The sequence below is a fragment of the Yeosuana sp. genome (assembly GCF_057126245.1).
This window is the reverse complement of the sequence record NZ_DBNGMQ010000019.1, coordinates 52,505-69,801: the sequence shown is the minus strand read 5'-3', so window position 1 is coordinate 69,801 and position 17,297 is coordinate 52,505. Positions and strand designations below refer to the sequence as shown.

At 31.9% G+C, this 17,297-nt stretch carries 18 protein-coding genes; 9 read left to right on the top strand and 9 right to left on the bottom strand.

Annotated features, from left to right (window positions below):
• Window positions 1-60: 60 nt before the first annotated feature.
• The 3 genes from AC15TD_RS02025 to AC15TD_RS02015 all read left to right on the top strand — a co-directional run bounded on the left by AC15TD_RS02025 (window position 61) and on the right by AC15TD_RS02015 (window position 1,928).
• Window positions 61-666 (top strand): hypothetical protein, encoded by a 606-nt coding sequence (locus AC15TD_RS02025; protein ID WP_484450470.1) that lies wholly within the window; start codon window positions 61-63, stop codon window positions 664-666.
• A 287-nt stretch (window positions 667-953) separates the two neighbouring features.
• Entirely contained in the window at window positions 954-1,553 is a 600-nt protein-coding gene (locus AC15TD_RS02020; RefSeq protein WP_484450469.1) for a hypothetical protein, read from the top strand.
• Window positions 1,554-1,655: 102 nt separating this feature from the next.
• Window positions 1,656-1,928: a hypothetical protein gene (locus AC15TD_RS02015; protein ID WP_484450468.1), complete on the top strand. Its 273-nt coding sequence runs from the start codon at window positions 1,656-1,658 to the stop codon at window positions 1,926-1,928.
• Window positions 1,929-2,195: 267 nt separating this feature from the next.
• Here AC15TD_RS02015 and AC15TD_RS02010 read toward each other — a convergent pair whose 3' ends face one another.
• The 9 genes from AC15TD_RS02010 to AC15TD_RS01970 form a co-directional block, all read right to left on the bottom strand.
• Window positions 2,196-2,978 (bottom strand): enoyl-CoA hydratase/isomerase family protein, encoded by a 783-nt coding sequence (locus AC15TD_RS02010; protein ID WP_484450467.1) that lies wholly within the window; start codon window positions 2,976-2,978, stop codon window positions 2,196-2,198.
• A 44-nt stretch (window positions 2,979-3,022) separates the two neighbouring features.
• Window positions 3,023-4,153, bottom strand: coding sequence for a Gfo/Idh/MocA family protein (locus AC15TD_RS02005; RefSeq protein ID WP_484450466.1), 1,131 nt, complete (start codon window positions 4,151-4,153; stop codon window positions 3,023-3,025).
• A gap of 64 nt (window positions 4,154-4,217) precedes the next feature.
• On the bottom strand, window positions 4,218-5,672 hold the full coding sequence (locus tag AC15TD_RS02000; protein WP_484450465.1) for a sensor histidine kinase: 1,455 nt from the start codon (window positions 5,670-5,672) through the stop codon (window positions 4,218-4,220).
• A gap of 61 nt (window positions 5,673-5,733) precedes the next feature.
• Entirely contained in the window at window positions 5,734-6,282 is a 549-nt protein-coding gene (locus tag AC15TD_RS01995; protein ID WP_484450500.1) for a CopD family protein, read from the bottom strand.
• 24 nt (window positions 6,283-6,306) lie between these two features.
• Window positions 6,307-7,656: an MATE family efflux transporter gene (locus tag AC15TD_RS01990; RefSeq protein ID WP_484450464.1), complete on the bottom strand. Its 1,350-nt coding sequence runs from the start codon at window positions 7,654-7,656 to the stop codon at window positions 6,307-6,309.
• An 11-nt stretch (window positions 7,657-7,667) separates the two neighbouring features.
• Window positions 7,668-8,681, bottom strand: coding sequence for a ferrochelatase (gene hemH / locus AC15TD_RS01985; RefSeq protein ID WP_484450463.1), 1,014 nt, complete (start codon window positions 8,679-8,681; stop codon window positions 7,668-7,670).
• A gap of 9 nt (window positions 8,682-8,690) precedes the next feature.
• Complete coding sequence (locus AC15TD_RS01980) at window positions 8,691-9,401, bottom strand: ThuA domain-containing protein (protein ID WP_484450462.1); 711 nt, start codon at window positions 9,399-9,401, stop codon at window positions 8,691-8,693.
• Between the two features lie 3 nt (window positions 9,402-9,404).
• Window positions 9,405-9,566 carry a hypothetical protein gene (locus AC15TD_RS01975; RefSeq protein ID WP_484450461.1) on the bottom strand — a complete coding sequence of 54 codons (162 nt, stop codon included), beginning with the start codon at window positions 9,564-9,566 and terminating at the stop codon, window positions 9,405-9,407.
• Window positions 9,567-9,596: 30 nt separating this feature from the next.
• Window positions 9,597-10,517, bottom strand: coding sequence for a helix-turn-helix transcriptional regulator (locus tag AC15TD_RS01970; RefSeq protein WP_484450460.1), 921 nt, complete (start codon window positions 10,515-10,517; stop codon window positions 9,597-9,599).
• 172 nt (window positions 10,518-10,689) lie between these two features.
• Here AC15TD_RS01970 and hemA point away from each other — a divergent pair, with 172 nt between their 5' ends.
• From hemA to hemB, 6 genes are all read left to right on the top strand, one after another.
• Complete coding sequence (gene hemA, locus AC15TD_RS01965) at window positions 10,690-11,949, top strand: glutamyl-tRNA reductase (RefSeq protein WP_484450459.1); 1,260 nt, start codon at window positions 10,690-10,692, stop codon at window positions 11,947-11,949.
• The gene (gene hemC, locus AC15TD_RS01960) at window positions 11,942-13,519 is read left to right on the top strand and encodes a hydroxymethylbilane synthase (RefSeq protein ID WP_484450458.1); all 1,578 of its coding nucleotides are present in this window, start codon (window positions 11,942-11,944) and stop codon (window positions 13,517-13,519) included. Before hemA ends, hemC begins: the two co-directional genes overlap by 8 nt.
• A gap of 15 nt (window positions 13,520-13,534) precedes the next feature.
• Entirely contained in the window at window positions 13,535-14,566 is a 1,032-nt protein-coding gene (gene hemE, locus AC15TD_RS01955; RefSeq protein WP_484450457.1) for a uroporphyrinogen decarboxylase, read from the top strand.
• Window positions 14,567-14,664: 98 nt separating this feature from the next.
• Window positions 14,665-15,240, top strand: coding sequence for a GNAT family N-acetyltransferase (locus AC15TD_RS01950; RefSeq protein WP_484450456.1), 576 nt, complete (start codon window positions 14,665-14,667; stop codon window positions 15,238-15,240).
• 40 nt (window positions 15,241-15,280) lie between these two features.
• Window positions 15,281-16,183: an oxygen-dependent coproporphyrinogen oxidase gene (hemF, locus tag AC15TD_RS01945; RefSeq protein ID WP_484450455.1), complete on the top strand. Its 903-nt coding sequence runs from the start codon at window positions 15,281-15,283 to the stop codon at window positions 16,181-16,183.
• Between the two features lie 64 nt (window positions 16,184-16,247).
• Window positions 16,248-17,240: a porphobilinogen synthase gene (gene hemB, locus AC15TD_RS01940; RefSeq protein ID WP_484450454.1), complete on the top strand. Its 993-nt coding sequence runs from the start codon at window positions 16,248-16,250 to the stop codon at window positions 17,238-17,240.
• Window positions 17,241-17,297 lie beyond the last annotated feature (57 nt).

Below are 17,297 nucleotides of genomic sequence, written 5' to 3'. Positions count from 1 at the left end.
GTTTTTTAACGATTCAATACAAGATACATTTGTCATGTTGAACATTAAAAAAACCAAATCATGAAAAAAGTAATTAAAAAAAGTTTTTTAACAGTAGTTATGTTTACTTCTATGTTAAGTAATGCCAATGAAGGGTATTCTTTTATTCCTAAAAAAGATAAAGGTGTTGCAAGGACAGTAGTCACTATAAAAGATGTTAGAGAAGGTCAGAAATTAGTCATTAAAGATTTAAATGGGATTGTTCTCTATAAAGAATTAATAGAAGAAAGCGGGATTTACTCTAAAACATTTGATTTAACTGAGTTACCTGACGGTGACTACTTTTTTGAATTAGATAAGGATTTACAAATAAAAATGATTCCCTTTAATGTTGTTTCTAATAAGGTAACTTTTGACAAAGATAAGGAAACAACAATTTTTAAACCCTATGTACTATTAAAAGGTAATTACATCTATCTTAATAAATTATCACTCAGTGAAGCCCCTTTAGATATAAAACTATTTTATTCTGGAAATAACGACTCTTCAGAGCTAATATATTCTGAAACCATTAAAAACACGAAAAACATAGGTAAGGCTTACAAGCTATTAGATGATGCTACAGGTATATATAAGGTAGTAGTAAACACAGATAGCAAAATATATTATGAGTTTTTTACTCTATAATTATTAATAAATAAACACTTTTTTGTGACTCTTTTTATATATAGATCTAAAATTTGATATCGCTATAATTAATACAGATAGTCGTAACCGATTAATATTACATGGATTTTAAAAACAACTTTTATAAACATATATTAATTTATCATATATATATGCTAAATTAACTTAACATTAAATTAACATAGACAATAATGATAATTTAGAACATATATTAGCTAAAATTGATGTTTTCAACCATATACATGCACCATATATTTGCCGTGTAAAAACTTACAAAAATCCAAATCATGAAAACAAGAAACACAATAATTAGAAAAAGTATATTAACATTAGCAATGGTTACTGCAATGTTAAATAATGTAGCAAACGGAACTAATATCGAGCCTACAAGTAATTTAAAGAAAACAACACTTACTTTAAACCGTGTTAAACTAGGTGATCAAGTCGTTATTAAGGATTTAAGTGGTATTGTACTTTACAAAGAAGAAATTAAAAACTCTGGAACATATTCAAAAGGTTTTGATTTAAGTTCATTACCAACTGGATCATATGTCTTTGAATTTGAAAAAGATTTTGAAATTAAATTATATCCTTTTACTGTAAATACCAATCAAGTGATTTTTGATAAAGGAAATAAAACTGTATTTCACAAACCGTATCTAACATCAAAAGAAAACTATATTTATCTGAACAAATTATCTTTAAACAATGAGCCTTTACATGTTAAAATATACTACGCAGATGGCGGGAAATTAATCTTTTCTGAAAAAATTGAGAACACTAAATCTATTCAAAAAGCCTATAAACTTTCGGCCTATGAAAAAGGTGATTATAAAATAGTATTAACATCTAATGGAAGAGAATATTACGAATATGTGACCTTATAATGATAAATGTCATCACACAATTTAGTTTAGTTTAGTTTGTTAAAAGGTGAGTATTTCTGTAAATCTCACCTTTTATTTTTATTAAAATTTAAAAAATATATTATGGAAATGATTCTTAACTTTTTAGAAAATCAAGTTTTTAAAAAATCAAGTTTTGATTTTTATATCTCCTGGAAATTAAAGCGCATCATATTAAACATTGTATGGGGGCTACTAAATATTTTTGTTTTTATATCTGTTACCAATCTTATGGTTCAAATGGGTTTAGAAGTATTATGGCTGGCTCTTTTAATCGTATATGCTTCAATATATTGGATAATTTCTACACTCATATTTGATACGATAATAGGCGATGAAATTGACAATAAGCTTTAAAAGCAATAATCATCAATTCACTTAAATATGTGTTATTTTAAACTTAAAAAAATGTTAAAATTTCAAATAGGGATAATATAGCATATAAATTTGTCAATTTTGATGTTTTCAATTACTTCCATTCGCAGTAATTTTACATTGAATTTAGAGTTGATAAAAATATCATCAGATACAAATGATGTATTAATTAGTTTAGTTTAGTTTGTTTTAAAAAGTGAGTATTCCCATACTCACTTTTTTATTTATAACAGGTTTTGAATATTATATTTATTTTCCAGGAAATTCAGCTTTTCGTTTTTGTAAAAAGGCCGTTGTTCCTTCTTTGAAATCTTCGGTACCAAAACAATTTCCAAATCCTTCAATTTCAACTTTAAAACCATTAATTCCGTCTTTATCATTTGCATTAATCGCTTTAATGGCTTCAGCAATAGCGACTGAGGAATTTCTTAAAATTTTACTCGCTATGTTCTCGCAATAAGGTATAAGTTCTTCTAAACTAGTCACGTGATTTACGAGACCATATGATAATGCTTGATTTGCATCAATCATGGTTGCTGTCATAATCATTTCCATAGCACGTCCTTTACCCACTAAGTTTGGCAAACGTTGCGTACCTCCATAACCAGGAATTACACCTAGCGATACTTCTGGTAACCCCATTTTTGCATTATCGCTTGCCACTCTAAAATGGCATGCCATCGCTAATTCGAGTCCACCACCAAGCGCAAAACCATTCACGGCTGCAATAACAGGCGTTGATAGGTTTTCTATAAAATCAAACAATATTTTTTGGCCTTTAGCCGCCAACTTTTTACCTTCTTTTACACTAAAATCGGCGAATTCACTAATATCGGCTCCTGCAACAAAGGCTTTTTCACCACTTCCAGTAATAATTATGACTTTAATCTGTTTACCGGCTTCTAAACTTTCAAAAGCATGATGCAATTCTTTAATTGTTACCTTATTTAATGCATTAAGTTTATTAGGTCTGTTTATTGTAATGGTTGCGATACCATTAGATTCTTTAATTATTACATTTTTATAACTCATAATTTTAAATTTTTGTAATGTGAATGCGATTAAGTTAAGGTTTATTATCCTTTTACAATGCCCATATCACCTAAATTAAGAGGTATTGTTGTACCTCCTTCTTTAATAGATTTATAAATAGCTTCTACGATAATCATGTCTCTCTTTCCCATCTCACCAGGAGCAACATTGGTACTTCCTGTTAAAATGTGTTTTGCAAAATCATCCATTTGAAGCATTTGCTGACTTTGATATGGAAATGTAATGGCTTTTCCATCTGAAGTTGTTCCCGCTAGCGGCCCATAGCTATGGCAAGGATTTAACTCTGCCCAGCCATTTTCGAAGTTAACGATAAGTCTATTTGCTCTTGCATTATGAGACGTAAACATTTGACCCACCACACCATTTGGAAACTCCATCTGAGCCATTATGGTTTCATCTGTATCTTTAAAATAGTCTGGTCTGGTACTAAACTCTTGTGCAGAAACTGAAATAGGGTTGTTTCCACATCCATAAATAGAACTTTGAATCGCATAAACACCCATATTGACAAGAGCTCCTCCTCCAGAAAGTTTTCGATTTAACCGCCATTGATTAGGATTCCCTCTAGAAATATATGCAGCGTCTGAAGATACATAGCACACGTCACCATAAGGCTTTTCTTTAACCAGCCACTTTATTTCATTTGTGTACGGATCTGATTGCATTCTGTATCCAACACTCAATTTAACTCCTGATTCTTTACAAGCATTAATAATGGCATCGCATTCTTCAACCGATACCGCCATAGGTTTTTCACAAATAACATGCTTGCCTGCTTTAGCCGATCTAATGCTGAAATCGGCGTGCATACTATTGGGCAATACCACATATACAATATCAATAGCATCATTATATGCAATGTCGTCAAAGTTATCATAGTTATATACATTCATTTTTGGAATGTTATAGGTTTCCATCCATTCCTTTTCCTTCGAAGGTGTACCCGTTACAATGCCTGCTAAATAACAATACTTAGCATTAACTAATCCAGGTGCTAATTGTCTATTACTATACGATCCTAAACCAACCAAAGCAATTCCTAACTTTTTATTCCTTTTATTAAATTCCATACCATAGGTAAAAGGAAAACTAGACAGTAAGGCTGCACCAACAACACCTTTAGATATTTTAGAATTAAATATCCTCCTGCTCATATTTTTCATGTCAAACTTATTTTGAATTATTAAAAGACATTTAAATTTACAAATAAATTTAGGACTATTTTACTTTAGGAATAGTCACTATGAAGCTAGTTCCTATATTCTTTTGAGATGTAAAACTTATGGTACCATGGTGCATTTCAACAATATTTTTTACCATCGCGAGGCCAAGCCCCATACCACTCGATTTAGTTGTAAACTTAGGCTCAAACACTTTATCTTTATTCTCTTGAGAAACACCAGTTCCGTTGTCCTCTACTTTAATAATAACATGATCGCTATCTGATGACACATTAACCAATATTTTAGCTTCTCTATCATTTGGAATGGCTTGAATACCATTTTTAACTAAATTAGTCACTACTCTAATAAGTTGTGTCCTATCAAACTTTGCAATAATTTCTTTCGACTCTGAAGAAAACTCAATGTAGCCTTCATTAAAAATATCTAATGCAAGTTTTACAATTTTAACCACATTCAAAGTTTCACTTTGTTGAGCAGGCATTTTTGCAAAATTTGAAAAGGCTGATGCAATAGAACTCATGGTGTCAATCTGCTGAATCAAAGTTTTACTATATTCATCTACTTTTTTATAAATATCGGCATCTTCAGGATTAAATTTCCTTTGAAAATTTTGAACCGTTAGTCGCATGGGGGTTAATGGATTCTTGATTTCGTGGGCCACTTGTTTTGCCATTTCTCTCCATGCCTGCTCACGCTCAGATGTTGCCAACTTTACGGCACTTTCTTCAAGTTCATCAATCATACTATTATAAGAATTTACCAAAATAGATATTTCTTCACTTGTATCTCCTATTTCAATTTTCTCGTTACTTTTTTCCAGACGTGTCGTGTTAATTTTATCACTAATGGTCTTTAAAGATTTTGTAATATATTTTGACAAAATAAAGGCAATTACAACAGCCATTAGAAGCACAAAGGAATAGGCATATAATAAACGCAATAAAAATTCATTTAACTCTTTTGAAAGAAACTCATCACTTTCTAAATATGGTAAATTTAAAATGGCTAATGGCTTTGATTTTTGATCAGTTATATACGAATATGACGATTGAAATATTTCTCCATTTTCTTGACTTTTTTCGATATAATGATGCGCTGCTTTATTTGATAGTTCGTTTAAAATGTCTGTGCGTATACAAACTTGTATAGTGTCTAAAGTAAAAGTAGCTCTTGAGGTTTTTAAAAGAGTTCCATCTAAATCATAGAGATTTAATTGAAGTGAATGTACATCGGCAATCTTATAAATTTCATCTTTAAAAATAAGTGGGATTTCTTGGGTAGTAACAGGATACGATGTTTCTTTTAAGACAAAATTTATATGACTTTGTATCGCTTTTTCTTTACGTTCTAATCGTTGCTTATGATAATCTTGTGTTTCTTCTTTGTATTGGTAAATAGCAACAAGCGCAATTAAAACAGATGCCAAAAGCACTAACAGTATCATACCAATAAAGATACGTGTACGTAAAGACAGCTTTTTTAAATTCATATAGATATATTATTTATCAATACCCTTAAAGATAGCAATAATTGAACCAATATTATTTATTCTAAGCATCAGGGTTTTTATATCTAATATTCTTATACATCTTAAAGCCTAACATAATAAGAACGCCTAAAAGGACTAAACCAACAATACCATAAATCCAATTAATAGCATTTTTTAAAATTACCAAAAACACCACTGCAAAAAGAATAAAGGTGGCTCCTTCGTTCCAAATACGCATAAAACCAGATGTTTTTTTAATATCATTAATTTGAAGTTGTTTAAAATATTGATGTGTTTTTAAATGATACATAATAAGAAGCACCACAAAGCACAACTTAACATGCATCCATGGTTGCTCTAACCAAAAAGGTTGTAAAATAAGTAACCAAATAGCAAAAATAGTCGCCAAAATAGCCGATGGCCACGTGATAATATACCACAAACGTTTAGCCATTAATTTAAGTTGTTTTCCTAAAATTTCTTTTTCGGGAGATGGCTTATGAAACGATTCGATTTGATAAACAAACAATCTTGGAATATAAAACAACCCAGCAAACCATGTAATAACAAATATAAGATGAAACGATTTAATGTAATTATAAAACTCCAGATTCACGGTTTTTATGCTATAAAATTAGTCATTATTGATTAACTCTTTTCTTACTTCTTTATTTAAAAAATAGGCTGTTACGGCCGTCGATAGCACATCAGAAATTGGAAATGACATCCAAACACCTAATTCTCCATAAAATTTTGGAAGTATTAAAATTAAGGGGATAAAAAATAAACCTTGGCGTAATAAGGTTAAAAGCAATGCTGGAATGGCCTTTCCAATCGCTTGAAAATACGCTGCTCCAATAAGCTGAATAGCGATAACTGGTGTTGCAGCAAAAACCCATCGCATATCGCTTGGTGTTTTACTAATTATGGTCATATCTGAAGTAAACATTCTGGTAATTTGTTCTGGGAATACCATCAATAAAATAAATACCGCAGTAGCCATAATCATCGCATATTTTATAGCAATATTAATAGTCTTTCTGACGCGTGTATAGTTTTGAGCACCATAATTAAACCCTGCTATTGGCAAAAATCCTTGCGTAAGTCCTAATACCGGGAACATAGCAAACATAAGTAATCTCGCCACAATAGCGTAAGAGGTCACAGAGGTTTCACCTCCTAAATCAAACAGAATATTATTCATGAATAAATAGGTAATACTCACTACTGCTTGTCTCGCCAACGTTACAAACCCAAGAGATCCTATTTCTGAAACTATAGTCTTTTTCAATATAAAATGAGATATATTTATTTTCAATTCGGAATTCTTCGATAAGAAAAACCAAAAAATAAACACAAAACAAATCGCATATGAAATAGTTGTTGCCCAAGCAGCTCCTTGCATGCCATAGTCTAATACATTAATTAAAAGATAATCTAAAAGTAAATTACTAACAGAAGGAATCATCATAGCGTACATGGCAAATTTTGGTTTGCCTTCAGCTCTTATCACGGTGTTCCCCATCATACAAAGTGCTAAAAAAGGAACCCCATAAAGCACAATGGTATAATATATTTTCGCAGGATTAAAAATATCGCCTTTCCCACCAAATGATAAAACAATATCATCTTTAAATGATAATCCTACAATAACTAATGTTACTGTGAATAATAGGGTTAAGGTTATTTGATTACCAAAAGTATGTAATGCTTTTGAGTTGTTTTTAGCTCCTAAAGCACGTGAAATAATGGATGAGCCACCAATACCAATTGACATCCCTAGCGCTGCTATAAAGAATGAAACAGGTAATACGACGTTAATGGCAGCAATAGCAACAGAACCAATCCAGTTTCCGACAAAAATAGTATCTACTAAAATATTTAGAGACATGACCAATATCCCTATTGATGCAGGTACAGCTTGCTTAATAAGTAATTTGCTTATGGGTTGCGATCCCAAATCCTGGGAAGATATTCTTGCCATATTTTATCGGCTTAAGCCCAGTTTTTAATCCATTTTGATAGCAAGTTTACCCATGGATCATCATCGTTTAAACATGGAACAGTCGTAAATTCATTACCTCCCATTTCATGAAATATTTCTTCACCTTCCATAGCTATTTCCTCTAAAGTTTCCAAACAATCACTCACAAAAGCCGGGGTAACAATCGCCATGTTTTTAATACCTTCTTTTCCTAATCGCTCAATAGTTCTATCGGTGTAAGGTTGCAACCAAGGATCGAAACCTAAACGAGATTGAAATGAGGTTGAAAACATACCTTCGTCTAATTTAAGGTTTTCACCAACTAATCTAGTAACTTCATAGCATTGATGTCTGTAGCAAAATTCATGTGCTTTTGATGGTGTTGAACAACAACTTCCATCAATCTTACAATGTGATTTTGTGACATCACTTTTTCTGATATGCCTTTCGGGAACACCATGATATGAAAACAAAATATGCTCATAAGATTTTTCTTTTAAATGTTTTTTTATAGAATTAGAAAGAACCTCAATATAATCAGAATCATTATAAAAGGGAGGTAACGATTCTATTTTTAAATTAGGAAAATGTGCTTTCTGGATATCATTTGCTAAAACAACAATGGTTTCTGTAGTCGCCATAGCAAATTGAGGATATAGTGGTATTAACAACACCTCATCTACGCCCTTATCAACTAAATTCTGAAGCCCTTTTTGTATAGACATGCTTCCGTATCGCATAGCAAGACCTACAGGTATATCAACTTGTTTTTGAACTTTTTCCTGAAGCCGTTCTGATAAAACAATTAGCGGGGAGCCTTCTTCCCACCAAATTTTTTTATAAGCTGCTGCCGAGGCCTTTGGGCGCGTATTTAATATAATGCCCTTTACTAATAATGTTCTTGCCCAAAGTGGAACGTCGATTACGCGTTCGTCCATTAAAAATTCACCTAAATATTTCTTGACATCTTTTGGCTCTGGACTATCTGGAGAACCCAAATTCACTAATAAAATACCTTTTTTCATTTGCAATTTTTATAATTTTCTATCTAATAAATACAAAATACCACCAAGTATATGTTGCTTAACTGCTGGTTCTTTATATGATTCTATGGAGTGACCTAAACCTGTATAAAATGACTTTCCTCCTTCAAATTCTTGATACCAAGCAATAGGATGAAAACTGCCGTTCTTTCCTCCTTCATAAGACGATTCATCTAAGGTTAAAAGTACATCAATGTTTTTACTTATCGATTTAAAATTATACCATTCGTCGAAACGTGTCCACTTTTTAGGCAAATGTTTAGTTGATGTATGATTTTTAACAATTCTCTTTATAGTAGCTGTACTCTGTTTTGGATGATCTAAAAAATAAGCCCCAACTAGTTTTCCATACCATGACCAATTAAATTCTGTGTCAGAAGCAGCATGAATCCCCATAAAACTTCCTCTTTCCTTAATGTAATTTTCAAAAGCTTTTTCTTCAATTTCATTCAAAACATCGCCTGTAGTATTCAAAAAAATAACCAAATCGTAGTGTTTCAAATTTTCATTTGAAAACACCTCTGAATTTTCAGTATGCGTTACATTAAAGTTGTTTTCCTTACCTAAATCAATAATGGTTTGAATACCTATTTCAATAGATTTATGCCTAAATCCTTCCGTTCTTGTAAACACCAATATGTTTTCTGTAGCATTACATAAATTGCTAAAAAAAATAATTAGTATAATTAACACTGTCTTCATAAGTCAGTCCTGAGTATTTTCTGCTTTTTGCTGGTAATATAATTTAGGGCGTTCTTCATTATAATCACAATCTTGAAAAATTCCGCAAGACACATTTGATCGCATTAAAGATTTCGTATTGTGGTTTTTTGATAAAGCTTTGATTTCTGGAGTTAAATATTTCATCTCTTTTTTTAAAATCTTGGATTCCTTTTTTTAATTTAATGACATAATATATTTCTTTGGCGTCGTGCCATATTTCCTTTTAAAAGCCGCAATAAAATGGCTAGACGTGCTGTAACCTACTTTTAGGCCAACCTCATTTACATTACTCTCTCCTGATTCTAACATTTTTCTGGCGACTTCCATTTTATAATCAAACAAAAAGCTAAATACGGTAACGCCAAATATTTGCTTAAAACCCTCTTTCAATTTTTTTAAACTTAACCCAATTTCGTCTGCTAACTCTTGTAAGGTAGGAGGCTCAACCATTCTGGATACGATAATTTCTTTAGCTTTTCTTAATTTTATCACGTTAGCTTCATCTTCTAAAAATGGACATTGCTCCGCATTAGTTTCTTCATCTCTATTAAAATACAAGCTTAATATTTCATATGCTTTTCCTCTAAAATAGAGATGCTTTATTGACGGATTAAGGTTGTAGTTGATTAATTGATTTAAAACAATAACCATGGATGGAGAAATCACACCATCTTTATAATATTTTTTCTCTTTATTGTCTTCATCCAAAAAAGAAATATAATCTGCTTCTTGTGAAAATAGAGCATGAAACTTTTTTATTGAGACTAAAACTGAAACAATCCATGAATTTGAATTTATTACAATATGAATTGGCAAATTTTTCTGTGGATTATACAGAAGCAAAGAATTTTCTTCAAGTATATTTAAAACATAAGTACCTTCATTAAATATAAACTTACTAAAGCCTTTTAAACAAAAGTGAAATTGTATATAATCACTCTGAATATTCCTTTTTAATACTTGTGGTTTATTCGTTTCATTTTTATAGGTTAAAACAAAAAAACCGTCATCTACAAAAGATTCGTTAAAAAACCTTTCATCGACATTTTTTTCAACAGAAGCGGTGTTATTAAAATTGTTTTTATTTAGATTCATTCTAAACTAATATTCTATAAGCCTTTCATACTGCTGCAAAAATATGATAATTATCATAAAAAAATAAAAAAAACGTTTTAAAACCTATAATCGACACTAAAAGTTCTTTTAGCGTTGTTTTTTTTAAATTTACATACATACATTTGTTATTCGAAATTTTTGAAACCGACTAATGCAACAATATAATATTTCTAAAAGTAGTTCTTTCTATGCTTTAGGGTTAAGCTATAAAAAAGCAGATGCCGATATTAGAGGGCTTTTTAGTTTAGACGATAGCGCAAAAACGAACCTGTATAATCAGGCAATAGAAAACGGTATTGAGAGCTTAATTGTTACTTCAACATGTAACAGAACAGAAATTTACGGTTTTGCACAGCATCCGTTTCAACTCATACAATTAATTTGCGATAATACTCAAGGTACCGTTGAAGAGTTTCAAAAAGTAGCTTATATCTACAAAAATAAAGATGCCATTTCTCATATGTTTAGAGTTGGTTCTGGTTTAGACAGCCAAATACTTGGAGACTTTGAAATTATTAGCCAAATAAAGAAAAGTGCTATCGTTTCAAAAAAATTCAATTTATTAAATCCGTTTTTAGAACGACTTGTTAACGCTGTTATTCAAGCGAGTAAACGCATTAAAACAGAAACCCAAATCTCATCTGGAGCAACATCGGTTTCTTTTGCCTCTGTTCAATATATTTTAAATACCATTGAAGATGTTTCAAGCAAAAATATTTTGCTTTTTGGAACTGGTAAAATAGGAAGAAATACTTGTGAAAATCTTGTAAAGCATACAAAAAACGAACGTATTACTCTTATTAACAGAACTAAAAACACAGCAGAGCACATTGCAGGAAAATTTAATTTAGTTGTAAAAGATTATGCGAATTTACAAGAAGAAATTAATAAATCGGATATCTTAATTGTAGCTACTGGAGCGCAAAGACCTACAATTGATAAACATATTGTTCAAACTGATAAACCATTACTTATTTTAGATTTATCCATTCCAAAAAATGTAGATAACAACATTGAAGATTTACCTAATGTGACGCTTGTTCATTTAGACGATTTATCTAAAATAACCGATGAAACTCAAGAAAAAAGAAAAGAACATATTCCGTTTGCGGAAGCGATTATTGAAGATGTTAAAAAAGAATTTAATGATTGGCTGGAAACCAGAAAATTTGCGCCTACTATTAAGGCATTAAAACATAAACTACTGGATTTTAAAACTGCTGAATTAGAAGTGCAACGTAAAAAATCGGCTAACTTTAATGAAGAACAAGCGGAATTAATAAGTAATAATATTATTCAAAAAATAACAAACCACTTTGCTCATCACTTAAAGGATGATAATATTTCAACAGATGAGAGCCTTGAGCTTATAAAAAAAGTGTTCCAATTAGAAAATTTAATCGATGTCTAAAATCATACGAATTGGTACTCGCGATAGTGAATTAGCATTATGGCAAGCAAAAACCGTACAACAACAACTTGAAAGTTTAGGCTACAAAACAGAATTAGTTCCCGTTAAATCAACAGGTGACTTAGTCTTAGATAAACCTTTATACGAACTAGGAATTACTGGTATTTTCACAAGAACTCTAGATATTGCTATGTTGAACGAGGATATTGATATCGCCGTTCATTCGCTTAAAGACGTGCCAACCGTGTTACCAAAAGGCATAATTCAAGCAGCAGTCATAAAAAGAGGTAATATTAACGATACCTTAGTTTTTAAAAATAATGAAGAATTTTTGTCACAAAAAGATGCCGTTATTGCTACAGGAAGTTTGCGCAGACGAGCACAATGGCTTAACAGATTTCCTACACATACCATTGTTGATTTACGAGGAAATGTGAATTCGAGAATGCAAAAATTAAATGATAATGACGATTGGAACGGTGCCATTTTTGCCGCAGCTGGTTTGGGTAGAATTGGGATAAGACCAGATGAAGCTATTAACTTAGACTGGATGATTCCTGCGCCTGCACAAGGTGCTGTTATGATAACTGCCCTTAAAGAAAATGATTATGCTGTTACTGCTTGCGCCGAATTAAACCATGAAGAAACAGAGATTTGCACAACAATAGAGCGTGAATTTTTAAATCGTTTAGAAGGTGGCTGCACAGCTCCGATTGGTGCCTTAGCCAAAATAAAAAACGAAGAAGTTTCCTTTAAAGGTGTTTTATTAAGTAAAGATGGCTCTAAAAAAATTGAAGTGACTCGCGTTGAAAAATTAGGCTCTCATGATTCTATTGCCAAATATTGCGCAGATTATGTTATTGAAAGGGGTGGTAAACGCTTGATGGATGAGTTACTTAAATCTGATAAACAAGCAACGGTTTATTCCACAAAAACGTTAACCGAAGATCAGAGACATCTACTAAACCATAAAATATCTGTAAAAAGTTCAGACTTTATTAAAGTAAGTATTAACCGAATTCCAAAAACACTTTTAAAATCAAATCTTAAAAATATTATCATCACAAGTAAAAATGCTGTTGAATCGCTAACAACAAATTTTACTTCGGAAGAATTAAATGTTAATGCTATTTATTGTGTAGGAAGACGAACGAAAAAGTTAATAGAGCAAAAAATTGGGAGAGTAACTCATTCAGAAAATAACGCTAAAAATTTAGCTAATTATTTAGTGGATTATATTGAAGGAACTGAAGTTACTTATTTTTGCAGTAATTTACGTTTAGATGAATTGCCGAATATTTTAAAAGAAAACAATATTACCGTTAATGAGGTAGAAGCATACCAAACGGTACATTCATCTATAAAAGTTGATGAATCTGTTGAAGGTATTATGTTCTACAGTCCTTCCACCGTGCAAAGCTTTATATCACAAAACAAAGCAAAAAAAATAGCCTTTTGTATAGGTGAAACCACTGCAAAAGAAGCAAAAAAACACTTTAAAGATGTTCGTACGGCTAAAGTACCAACGGTTGAAAGTGTAATTGAACTAGTGAATGAACATTATGTGTAAAAAGTAACAACCAATATGATTAAGAACGATTTATTTTTAAGAGCTTTAAAAGGAGAAACTGTTGAACGCCCACCAGTTTGGATGATGCGTCAGGCAGGTCGTTATTTACCCGAATTTATTGCAATTCGTGAAAAATATGATTTCTTTACCCGTTGCAGAACTCCTGAGTTAGCCAGTGAAATTACTGTTCAACCTATTCGCAGATATGGTATGGATGCTGCCATATTGTTTAGTGATATTTTGGTGATTCCACAAGCCATGAATATTGAAGTGCAAATGAAACCTAATTTTGGACCCTATCTGCCAAATCCTGTTCGTGATCAAAAAGGAGTAGATAATGTTATTGTTCCAGATGTAAACGTAGAACTAGACTATGTGATGCAGGCTATAAAAGCAACCAAAGAATTGTTGAATGATGAGATTCCGCTCATTGGTTTTGCAGGTTCACCTTGGACCATTCTTTGTTATGTTGTACAAGGTCAAGGAAGTAAAACTTATGATAAAGCAAAAGAATTTTGTTTTACAAACCCAATAGCTGCACATCAATTATTACAAAAAATAACAGATACAACCATTGCTTATTTAAAGGCTAAAGTAAAGGCCGGTGTTGATGCCGTACAAATATTTGATTCTTGGGGAGGCATGTTATCTCCTGTTGACTATCAAGAGTTTTCTTGGCAATATATCAATCAAATAATTGAAGCTTTAAAAGAGGAAGCTCCAGTAATTGCCTTCGCAAAAGGATGCTGGTTTGCCTTAGAAGATATGGCAAAATCAAATGTCTCTGCATTGGGTGTTGATTGGACATGTTCCCCTAAAAATGCGCGCCAGTTAACAGGGGGAAATATAACCCTACAAGGTAATTTTGACCCAGCAAGATTATTATCCCCACCTTCTGAAATCAAAAAGATGGTTCATCAAATGATTCAAGAATTTGGTAAAGACAAATACATTGCAAACCTAGGTCATGGTATTTTACCTAACATTCCTTTAGAAAATGCTAAAGCTTTTGTTGATGCTGTAAAAGAGTACAAAGAAAAATTATAAAACTTTTTAATATTTTGGATTCAATACTAGGTTTATAGAACCTGACTTTTATATTAAATAATCAGTCTTTGAATAAATTATAGCAAAATTGATGTTGCATGAATTACAACTCAGACACATTTTACATTGAATTCTTAAAAACTGAAGATGCTCTAAATCTCAATAAATTATTGGTATCAAATACGGTTCGTTTTAAACGTTATTTACCTCAAACATTATCTGAAAATAGAACCTTAGATAGCACAAAGGCTTACATTGTAAAGCGTAAAGAGTTGATGTATTCAAGGACAGAATACACTTTTAAAATTAAGGATAAATTGACTAAAAATATTGCTGGCTTAATCATTTTAAAAGCTGTAGATTGGAATATAAATAAAGGCGAGTTTGCTTATTGTATTGGCAAATCTTATGAAAAAAATGGTTGGATGAGCGAAGCCATTCAAGCAGTTTCAAGATTTGCATTTCAAGAACTAAATCTTGAAACGCTTCAGATTATTTCGCATAAAAGCAATATAGCAAGTATTAAAGTAGCAGAAAGAAATAATTTTGTTTGGAAAAAAACTTTAAAACATGAGTTTACTCCTTCTGGAAAACAGCCTCTAGATATGGAATTATATGAATTAACTTATGAAACGGGCGAGCTAAAAAAAGCTTATCACCCGAATAATTCATAGTGAACAGCATGTGGCTATCGAAAAACAATAAAATATACACATGAAAGATAAATTTTACCAATATATTCAAAATCTACAAGATACCATTACATCAAAACTTGAAGCTATTGATGGAAAAGCTACCTTTCAACAAGATATTTGGAAACGCGCAGAAGGTGGTGGGGGCAGAACTCGAGTGATTGAAAACGGTAACATATTTGAAAAAGGAGGTGTTAATATCTCTGGTGTTCACGGTACATTACCAGAAACCATGCAGGCCTATTTTGGAGTTAAAAACGTCGATTTTTTTGCCTGCGGATTAAGTTTGGTCTTGCATCCGAAAAATCCCATGGTGCCAACTGTTCATGCAAATTGGCGCTATTTTGAAATGTATGATAAAGATGGAATCATTGTTGACCAATGGTTTGGCGGCGGACAAGATTTAACACCATATTACTTGTTTGAAGAGGACGCAAAACACTTCCATCAAACTTGTAAAACGGTTTGCGATAAACATCATCCTAATTTCTATAAGGATTTTAAGGAAAAATGTGATTCCTATTTTTATAACACACATCGACAAGAAGCTCGTGGCATAGGTGGTTTATTTTTTGATTACTGTAAAGCTTCAGAAAAAATGACCATGACAAATTGGTATGATTTTGTATCGAATGTAGGTGATAGTTTTCTTGAGGCTTATATCCCTATTGTTGAAAAACGGAAAAATTTATCTTATTCAAAAGAACAAAGAAATTGGCAGGAAATTCGCCGTGGGCGCTATGTAGAATTTAATTTAGTACATGATAAAGGCACCTTATTTGGATTAAAAACCAATGGACGAATTGAAAGTATTTTAATGAGTTTGCCACCTCATGTACAATGGGTTTATAATCATCATCCAGAAAAAGGCAGCATCGAAGAAAAATTAATTGAAGTCCTAAAACACCCTAAAAATTGGATTTAAATTATGATATTGGTATGGTTTAAAAACCTTTTTACTTTGTATTTTTAACTTTTAATTTCACAACATGTATCCACTTAGAAGAAATAGACGTTTAAGAGCCAATGAAGCTATTCGCTCTTTAGTAAGAGAAACCATTATTACACCCAATGATTTTTTAGTGCCCCTTTTTGTTGTTGAAGGTAAAGGAGTAAAAGACGAAATTCCTTCTATGCCTAATTATTTTCGCTTTAGTTTAGATTTACTAGAAAATGAAGTAAAAGAACTTTGGAAACTAGGTTTAAAGTCGGTGTTACTATTTGTGAAAGTGCCCGATCATTTAAAAGATAATAAAGGTGCCGAAGCTTTAAATCCCAACGGATTGATGCAACGCGCTATTAAAACGGTAAAAAATGCATGTCCAGACATGTTAGTAATGACAGACGTCGCACTTGACCCATACTCAGTTTATGGGCATGACGGTATTGTAGAAAATGGGATAATTATTAATGATTCTACTGCCAATTTTTTAGCTGAAATGAGTGTTTCTCATGCAAAGGCAGGTTCCAATTTTGTGGCTCCAAGCGATATGATGGACGGACGCATTTTAACCATCAGAAAAGCATTAGAAGACGAAGGCTTTATCAATACAGGTATTATGAGTTACTCTGCTAAATATGCCTCTTCTTTTTATGGTCCCTTTAGAGATGCTTTAGATTCTGCACCAGTAGATTTAGTTGACATTCCAAAAGATAAGAAAACCTATCAAATGGATTATGGGAACAGATTTGAAGCCATAAGAGAAACTGAAATGGATATTGATGAAGGCGCGGATATTGTTATGGTAAAACCAGGCATATCTTACCTAGATATATTGAGAGAAATTAAAAATGAAGTAGATGTTCCTGTTGCCGTTTATCAAGTTTCAGGAGAATATGCCATGATTAAAGCTGCCGCTGAAAAAGGTTGGCTAAATCATGACCAGGTTATGATGGAAACGACAACGGCATTTAAACGTGCTGGAGCAGATATCATTGCCTCCTATTTCGCCAAAGATGTAGTTAAGTTTTTAAATGGATAAAACAAATAAAACAAAATGTTGTCATCGTGAGCGCCGTCAAAGGATTGTAAAAGATGT